Source organism: uncultured Endozoicomonas sp. (genome assembly GCF_947495845.1).
Lineage (GTDB): Bacteria > Pseudomonadota > Gammaproteobacteria > Pseudomonadales > Endozoicomonadaceae > Endozoicomonas.
In genome coordinates this window covers 289362-297366 of the sequence record NZ_CANMAO010000002.1, presented here as the reverse complement: position 1 = coordinate 297366, position 8005 = coordinate 289362, and the positions used below count along the sequence as shown (strand labels likewise).

At 48.7% G+C, this 8005-nt stretch carries 4 protein-coding genes, 1 tRNA gene and 1 CRISPR repeat array; of the genes, 4 read left to right on the top strand and 1 reads right to left on the bottom strand.

Going from position 1 to position 8005, the window contains the following annotated elements; genetic code table 11:
• Nucleotides 1–49 precede the first annotated feature (49 nt).
• Nucleotides 50–1816: a CRISPR direct-repeat array (repeat unit 28 nt; unit sequence GTTCACTGCCGCACAGGCAGCTTAGAAA).
• 136 nt (nucleotides 1817–1952) lie between these two features.
• Nucleotides 1953–2029, bottom strand: a tRNA-Pro gene (locus Q1B11_RS03085).
• Between the two features lie 359 nt (nucleotides 2030–2388).
• Between Q1B11_RS03085 and lon the strand changes: the two genes are divergently transcribed.
• The 4 genes from lon (at nucleotide 2389) to Q1B11_RS03065 (ending at nucleotide 7966) form a co-directional block, all read left to right on the top strand.
• On the top strand, nucleotides 2389–4812 hold the full coding sequence (gene lon, locus Q1B11_RS03080; RefSeq protein ID WP_299727232.1) for an endopeptidase La: 2424 nt from the start codon (nucleotides 2389–2391) through the stop codon (nucleotides 4810–4812).
• A 597-nt stretch (nucleotides 4813–5409) separates the two neighbouring features.
• Nucleotides 5410–5682, top strand: a complete 273-nt coding sequence (locus tag Q1B11_RS03075) for an HU family DNA-binding protein (RefSeq protein WP_299727229.1) — start codon at nucleotides 5410–5412, stop codon at nucleotides 5680–5682.
• A 62-nt stretch (nucleotides 5683–5744) separates the two neighbouring features.
• Nucleotides 5745–5993, top strand: a complete 249-nt coding sequence (locus tag Q1B11_RS03070; RefSeq protein WP_299727226.1) for a hypothetical protein — start codon at nucleotides 5745–5747, stop codon at nucleotides 5991–5993.
• Nucleotides 5994–6064: 71 nt separating this feature from the next.
• Complete coding sequence (locus tag Q1B11_RS03065; protein ID WP_299727223.1) at nucleotides 6065–7966, top strand: SurA N-terminal domain-containing protein; 1902 nt, start codon at nucleotides 6065–6067, stop codon at nucleotides 7964–7966.
• Nucleotides 7967–8005: the final 39 nt, after the last annotated feature.

Below are 8005 nucleotides of genomic sequence, written 5' to 3'. Positions count from 1 at the left end.
CACAGGCAGCTTAGAAAAATTCTGGAAGCCCATTTATTACGATCAATAAGTTCACTGCCGCACAGGCAGCTTAGAAAATACCCAGCAGTGCTGGCATAAGGAATATCCTGTTCACTGCCGCACAGGCAGCTTAGAAAAATTCTGGAAGCCCATTTATTACGATCAATAAGTTCACTGCCGCACAGGCAGCTTAGAAACCAGTGCCCGTTCCTGTGATGTTGCTGAAGGGTTCACTGCCGCACAGGCAGCTTAGAAATGCACAGTACATTAGTACTGTGCAGGGATTGAGTTCACTGCCGCACAGGCAGCTTAGAAACACCATTCGGTGATGTGCGCCGTGGTGCCAAAGTTCACTGCCGCACAGGCAGCTTAGAAAAAGTAAAAAAAACGTGGGTCTTCCTTCCCCAAGTTCACTGCCGCACAGGCAGCTTAGAAATTCCAGATACCAGTCAATGGTAATCCCGTACAGTTCACTGCCGCACAGGCAGCTTAGAAATGCCTGCATGGCCGACATGGGCACCACTTCACGTTCACTGCCGCACAGGCAGCTTAGAAAAGCGAATGGTTTCATCGGGGGCTTCTGCCAGTGTTCACTGCCGCACAGGCAGCTTAGAAATGGGGGAACCTGAGCTGTTCCGATGATCCGAAGTTCACTGCCGCACAGGCAGCTTAGAAAACTGACGCCAATCACCATCGGGGCTTTTTTATGTTCACTGCCGCACAGGCAGCTTAGAAAGCTACAAAAAAGGCGGCGGTATCGTTAAGGCGGTTCACTGCCGCACAGGCAGCTTAGAAAATGTTATTCGCGGCCTTTTCTGTCTCGACTTCGTTCACTGCCGCACAGGCAGCTTAGAAACGCAAGCAACCGGTAATCTGTTTGACCATATCGTTCACTGCCGCACAGGCAGCTTAGAAAGTTAGGGTTAGTTAGGTAATTTTTCGTGCTACGTTCACTGCCGCACAGGCAGCTTAGAAAGTAAACCCGCTCAATCATGACAACGTATTCAAGTTCACTGCCGCACAGGCAGCTTAGAAATATAGCGGATCATAAATGGACTGTCACCAGTGGTTCACTGCCGCACAGGCAGCTTAGAAATAAAGGTTTTTCAGTATTCTTCTCCACCGCAAGTTCACTGCCGCACAGGCAGCTTAGAAAAGCGAGGAAGCTGGATGGAGGTCATATCGTGCGTTCACTGCCGCACAGGCAGCTTAGAAAGTAAGCATCGTGGAAGACCCTAAAGGGTCTATGTTCACTGCCGCACAGGCAGCTTAGAAATCCACGCTGTCGATCAACTCATTAACGCTGTTGTTCACTGCCGCACAGGCAGCTTAGAAAAGAAGATGTTTACTGAGAGATTGCAGGAGGTTGTTCACTGCCGCACAGGCAGCTTAGAAATGGTGAATCAGAATATACGTCCGGTCTGGTACGTTCACTGCCGCACAGGCAGCTTAGAAAAAAAAGCGACAATTGAGGATAGAGGAAACGGTGTTCACTGCCGCACAGGCAGCTTAGAAAAGTTTCGCTTCTCTAGAAAAGCAAGGAACGATGTTCACTGCCGCACAGGCAGCTTAGAAAAGCAACAACAAGCCAGGAACGCGAGACAACAAGTTCACTGCCGCACAGGCAGCTTAGAAAGATACTGATTATGAAGCTCTTGGGGTTCGTCTGTTCACTGCCGCACAGGCAGCTTAGAAAATATAACAAATCAATGCAATGGACTGCCTACGGTTCACTGCCGCACAGGCAGCTTAGAAAACAGACAGAAACTTTGATAGAGCAAGATTGACGTTCACTGCCGCACAGGCAGCTTAGAAAATGCAGATGCATTTTGACTATAAAATGTCCATTAAGTAAGTGGGTAATGAGGATAGTGCAGAAGGGTTTTAGATATGAAGTGTCAAAGCGGACGGTTTATGATATTTTAATTAAAAGTCATTTGTCGTATAAAATTTGGTCGGAGCGAGAGGATTTGAACCTCCGACCCCCACAACCCCATTGTGGTGCGCTACCAGGCTGCGCTACGCTCCGACGCGTGTGTAATTATCAGCAATCACACTGACTCGCTAAGCACTCTGACAGTGCGATAGTGAGTAAAATTGATGTTACATGAAAGTTGCTGATTTGCAAGTTATTGATGTTTATAGAAGTTGGCGGAACTTTATGGGTTTTTTAGGGACGAACACTCGACCCTATTGTAATTTAACAGGAAAAGCCCCATCTTAGAGTTTATGACCAGTCTGATAGTGGTTAGTCACTGTTTTTCAGGTTGTTTTCCTGATGAAGGCTGTTCATTTCACCAACTGTACTGATTGTCTGTCGAAAAGCGTGTTCTCTATTCAAAGTACAACGACAGACAGAACTGGTATTGAAGATTAAGGGGCTGAGCTATGGATAATAAAGATACCCTGCAACCATCAGAGAGCTACGATCTGCCGTTGTTGCCCCTCCGTGATGTTGTGGTTTACCCCCATATGGTGATTCCGCTGTTTGTTGGACGAGATAAGTCCATTCAGGCGCTGGATATTGCCATGGCGGCGGACAAGCGCATTCTGCTTGTCGCCCAGAAAAGTGCGCAAACCGATGAGCCCGAAGTAGAAGACCTTTTTTCAGTGGGTACCGTGGCCAGCATTCTTCAGCTGCTGAAGCTACCGGATGGTACTGTAAAGGTGTTGGTGGAAGGTGAGTCCCGCGTATCGATCGATTCTATTTTTGAAGAAGAAGGACTGGTTAAAGCCAGCGTCAGCGAACAGGTTTCTGAACAGATCGGCGAGCGTGAAGGCGAGTTACTGGTGCGTTCGGTGATGTCGCAGTTTGAACAGTATGTGCAACTAAGTAAGAAAGTACCTAATGAAGTGCTGAGTTCACTATCTGGTATTAAAGACCCTGCCAAGCTGGTGGATACCATCAGCGCCCATATGCCCATGAAAATCGAAGACAAGCAGAAGATGCTTGAAATTGCCGATTTGGGTGATCGCCTCGAATATCTGATTGGTATTATGCAGGGCGAGATGGATTTTCTGCAGGTGGAGAAAAAGATCCGCGGCCGCGTTAAAAAGCAGATGGAAAAAAGCCAGCGGGAGTATTACCTGAATGAGCAGATGAAGGCCATTCAGAAAGAGTTGGGCGATATGGATGATGCGCCTAATGAGCTGGAAGATCTGAAGGCGAAAATTGATGACGCTGGCATGACCGAGGAAGCCAAAGAGAAAACTCTGGCAGAGTTGGCCAAGCTGAAAATGATGTCGCCTATGTCGGCAGAAGCGACGGTGGTGCGCGGGTATATTGACTGGATGCTCAGTGTTCCCTGGAAAAAGCGCAGCAAAGTTCGTCACGATTTAAAGCGTGCCCAGGATATTCTGGAAGCGGATCATTATGGTCTGGAAGAGGTCAAAGAGCGGATTCTTGAATATTTAGCGGTACAAAAGCGCGTTCGCAAACTGAAAGGGCCGGTTCTCTGTTTGGTGGGGCCTCCGGGTGTCGGTAAGACCTCTCTGGGTGAATCTCTGGCTCGTGCCACCAACCGTAAGTTTGTGCGGATGGCACTGGGTGGTGTTCGGGATGAAGCTGAGATAAGAGGTCATCGTCGTACGTATATTGGTTCCATGCCCGGTAAGCTTATCCAGAAAATGGCAAAGGTTGAGGTGAAGAATCCTCTGATTTTGCTGGATGAGATCGATAAAATGGGCTCTGACATGCGGGGCGATCCGGCGTCTGCATTATTAGAAGTGTTAGATCCGGAACAAAATAATTCCTTTAACGATCATTATCTGGAAGTGGATTACGATCTGTCGGATGTTATGTTTGTTTGTACATCCAACTCCATGGATATTCCCGGCCCATTGCTGGATCGTATGGAAGTGATTCGGATTCCTGGTTACACCGAAGATGAAAAACTGAATATTGCCATGCGCTATCTGGTGCCTAAGCAAATCAAACGCAGTGGCTTAAGGAAAGGTGAGCTGTCTTTTGATGATGCAGCGATTCTGGATATGATTCGTTACTACACCAGAGAAGCCGGTGTCCGTGGTCTTGAACGGGAGATTGCGAAAGCTTGTCGTCGTGCGGTGAAACAGGATGCGCTGTCTGAAAAAGATAGTGTCTCTACGGTGTCTACTGAAACGCTGGAAACTTTTCTGGGCGTTCGCAAGTTCAACTATGGCCGTGCTGAAGATCAGGATCAGATTGGTCAGGTGACCGGTTTGGCCTGGACCTCTGTCGGCGGTGAACTGCTGACCATCGAATCTGTGGCAGTGCCTGGCAAAGGTCAGATTATCAAGACGGGTTCTCTTGGCGACGTGATGCAGGAGTCCATTCAGGCGGCGTTAACGGTGGTTCGTTCTCGCGCTGCGGCGCTGGGGATTGATCCTGAGTTTCATCAGAAGAATGATTTGCACATTCACGTGCCGGAAGGTGCGACGCCGAAAGATGGCCCCAGTGCGGGCGTCGGTATGTGCACGGCGTTGGTGTCAATCCTAACGGGTATTCCGGTGCGTGCGGATGTGGCCATGACCGGTGAAATTACCTTGAGAGGTCAGGTGCTGGCGATTGGCGGTTTGAAAGAAAAACTGTTAGCGGCGCATCGTGGCGGTATTCGAAAAGTGCTGATCCCTGAAGAGAATCGTCGTGATTTGAAGGAGATTCCTGACAACATCAAGGCGGATCTTGAGATTATTCCGGTTGAGTGGATTGATGAGGTTCTGGAAGTTGCCCTGCAGCATATGCCAGAAGCCTTGCCAGAAAAACCACTGGATTTAGCGAAAGGTAAGGGTGATTCCGCTGAAGGGAGTGATGAGCGAGTAAAAACTCACTGATCACTATGTTCTGAGCAGGTTCTGAACATGTTGTGAGGTGGTGGCCATAATAGGCCGCTATCCAGTGAATATCAGCCTGTCAGCGTATTTATTGAGTTGACAGGCTGAACTCGCCGTTGGTATAAAGTGCGGCTAGATCTAATGTTGATCAGCCACTACGCTCTCCAAGGCAGGCTGTTTCAACAATTAAACGACAGTCCCTTATCCTGTCAGTGCGCATCCATCAGAAATATCCAGAGTCTGGCTTCGTTCTAGGTTATCCATCCAGGTCTAATCTACACGGGTTTCTTGACCTCAGGGCATACTGTTGCATACTGCTTTTCAGGTATTCTTCGTTGAATCGAAGTCACTGGGATTGTTTTATCAATCCAAGGTGTTCAAATAGTATCCTGCTATTGAAAATATGGGTTGATAACCGGTTTTAATGTACCAAGATGCCTTTATGACGCTTGTTTTTCCTGTGAAAATGCAGCAGCATATCGGTCGCATACTATTGGGTAGGTAGTGGACGCACGGCGCCTAACACATGGCGATCATGAAATCCGAGCCTATCCTCATTAATGATTGAAATCGCATCCTATTAAGAAGGGGAATCGAGTGAACAAGTCCGAGCTTATTGATGCTATTGCTGAATCTGCTGACATCTCCAAGGCTGCCGCTGGCCGTGCCCTGGACGCAGTAATCGGTTCTATTACTGGCGCTCTGAAAGATGGCGAACAGGTGGTTCTGGTAGGCTTTGGCACATTCTCTGTGAAAGAGCGTGCTGCACGTACTGGCCGTAACCCACAGACTGGCGAGCCAATTCAAATTGCTGCTGCGCGCATCCCAAGCTTCAAAGCTGGTAAGGCTCTGAAGGATGCCGTGAACTGAGCCTGAATTCTTAATAGAATTCTTCGGTTCAGATTCATCAGGTGGACAGGGCAGAGTTCCACATGGCTCATCAGGGATTTTCTGCCAGTTCACCCGAAAGCGCATCCGTTGATGCGCTTTTTTTTTACCAAAAAAGCCCGGTCTTCATCGCCGGGGATGAAGAGAAGGGTCTGCGTATACTGGGCTATACCAATTCTGCTTTTAAATTATGGGCTGTGCAGCCATTTTGGTCGACTGGATCTGCGTTGAAGTTCCTCGCCATAGCTACGGCTATGACTCGTCTCTTCGCCTTGCCCAGCCGGCAAAAATAACTTGCTCACTCCATAATTTAAAAGCGACATTGGTATTACTGGTAAATGCGGTTCTGGTACCTGAGGTTTTTATGCTGCAATCAATGAGGGACAAAGCGAAAAGCTGGGTGACGTTTATTGTCGTCGGCATTATCGCTTTCATGATGGCCATTACTGGTCTTGAAACATTGGCGCCCAATCCGAATAACCCTGAAGTGGCGTCGGTGAATGGTAAGGATATCACCCGGGCAGAGCTGGCTCAGGCGGTAGATCAACAGCGTCGTATGTTAGTACAGCAGATGGGGGCTCAGTTTGACCCTGCCATGTTGGACGATGAACTCCTGCAAAGTTCTGTACTGAATTCGTTGATTGATCGTCAGTTGCTGTTGAGCAGTGCTGAAGATCAGAAAATGGGTGTGGGCAATGCGCAGATTGATCAGATTATTCTGTCCATGCCGCAGTTCCAGCAGAATGGCCGTTTTGATAAAGATCGCTATCAAATGATGGTGCGCAGTTATGGCATGTCGCCTCTGCAGTTCCGCGATGTACTGCGTGACGAAACTCTGCTTCAGCAAGTGCGTTCCGGTATTGTGAATACTGAATTTGTCACTCAGAAAGAGCTGATGCGCCTGCAAAGCCTCGAAGGCCAGACTCGGGATTTATCCTGGGTGATTCTGTCTGCTGAAGCGGTTCGTAACAGTATTTCGCCCAGCGAAGAAAATATCCAGTCCTACTACGAGACGAATCAAAATCAGTTCATGACGCCGGAGCAGGTGGTTGTGGATTATGTGGTGCTGAATAAGAAAGATCTGGCCAGCAATATTGAGGTCAGCGATGACGATATTGCCGCTGAATATGAGTTTCGTATTGAGCAGTTGAAGCAGCAGTCCGGCAACAACCCTCACGTGTCCGTTATCCTCATTCAAACCGGCGACAGTCGAAGCTTCGATGAAGCAACTGCCCGTGCTGAAGAAGTCATCGGCAAGTTGAATGCGGGAGAAAGTTTTGAGGCGCTGGCAAAAACCTATTCTGATGACCCAATGACTGCCGAGAAAGGTGGAGATCTGGGTGCAGTAGCGCCAGGCTTCCTGGGCGATGAGTTTGATGAAGCGGTGGCTGAGCTGTCAGTTGGAGAAGTTTCAGCGCCCATTGAAACTGACTACGGTCTGCAGATCCTTACGGTGACTTCGAAAGATGACGTAAACGTACCGACGCTTGCTTCCATGCGGTCTGAGATTGAAGCATCGCTGAAGCAAAGTGAAGTGGATTCGCTCTATCTTGAACAGGTTCGTGAGTTAGCAGACATCAGCTTTGAAGCATCTGATCTGGCTCAACCTGCGGAGCAGCTTGGTCTGTCGATTACCACCAGTGAAGCGTTTGGCAAGTCGGGTTCTGATGTGGGTATTGCTACGGATCCTCGTGTTCCTGTAGCGGCGTTCAGTGAAGACGTGCTGAGTCTTGGTGCTAACAGTGAATTGATCGAGTTGACGCCGGAGCAGTCTCTGGTGCTTCGGGTTAAAGAGCATCGTAAGCCAGAACTGATTCCTCTGGATGCGGTTCGGGAAAACATCGTTGTTGCTCTGAAGCGTGAAGACGCTGCTCGAGAACTCGCCGCCCGATCTGAAGCAATGCTGAAAGGTCTACAGGACGGTGCAATGCTGACCGCTGTTGCTGCAGAGCGGGAGCTGGAAGTCACTACCAGTGAAAAGGCAACAAGAAATCAAGCCGGTGTTCCTGCTCAGTTGCTTCAGGCGGCGTTTAAAATGCCACACCCAGGTGACAACGTGTCCTATGACGCTGTTGAATTAGCCAATGGTGATTATGCGGTGATTTCGCTGTCCGCTATTTATCCAGGTGAGGTGGTTAGTGACTCGCAGCAACTGAAAGGGTTGGGGCAGTTCATTGCAGCAGGCAATGGTCAGGTTATGTTTGAAGAGTACCTTTCCAGCCTGAAAGCTCGGGGTAAAGTGGATATTCTGATTAACGACGAGTGATTTTTATCGCTGTTTAATGAAAAAGGTCGCCGTTGTGCG

Coding starts and splice junctions, on each gene's coding strand:
- Q1B11_RS03065 (WP_299727223.1), top strand. CDS start 6,065: ATGCTGCAATCAATGAGGGACAAAGCGAAAAGCTGGGTGACGTTTATT.
- lon (WP_299727232.1), top strand. CDS start 2,389: ATGGATAATAAAGATACCCTGCAACCATCAGAGAGCTACGATCTGCCG.
- Q1B11_RS03070 (WP_299727226.1), top strand. CDS start 5,745: ATGGCTCATCAGGGATTTTCTGCCAGTTCACCCGAAAGCGCATCCGTT.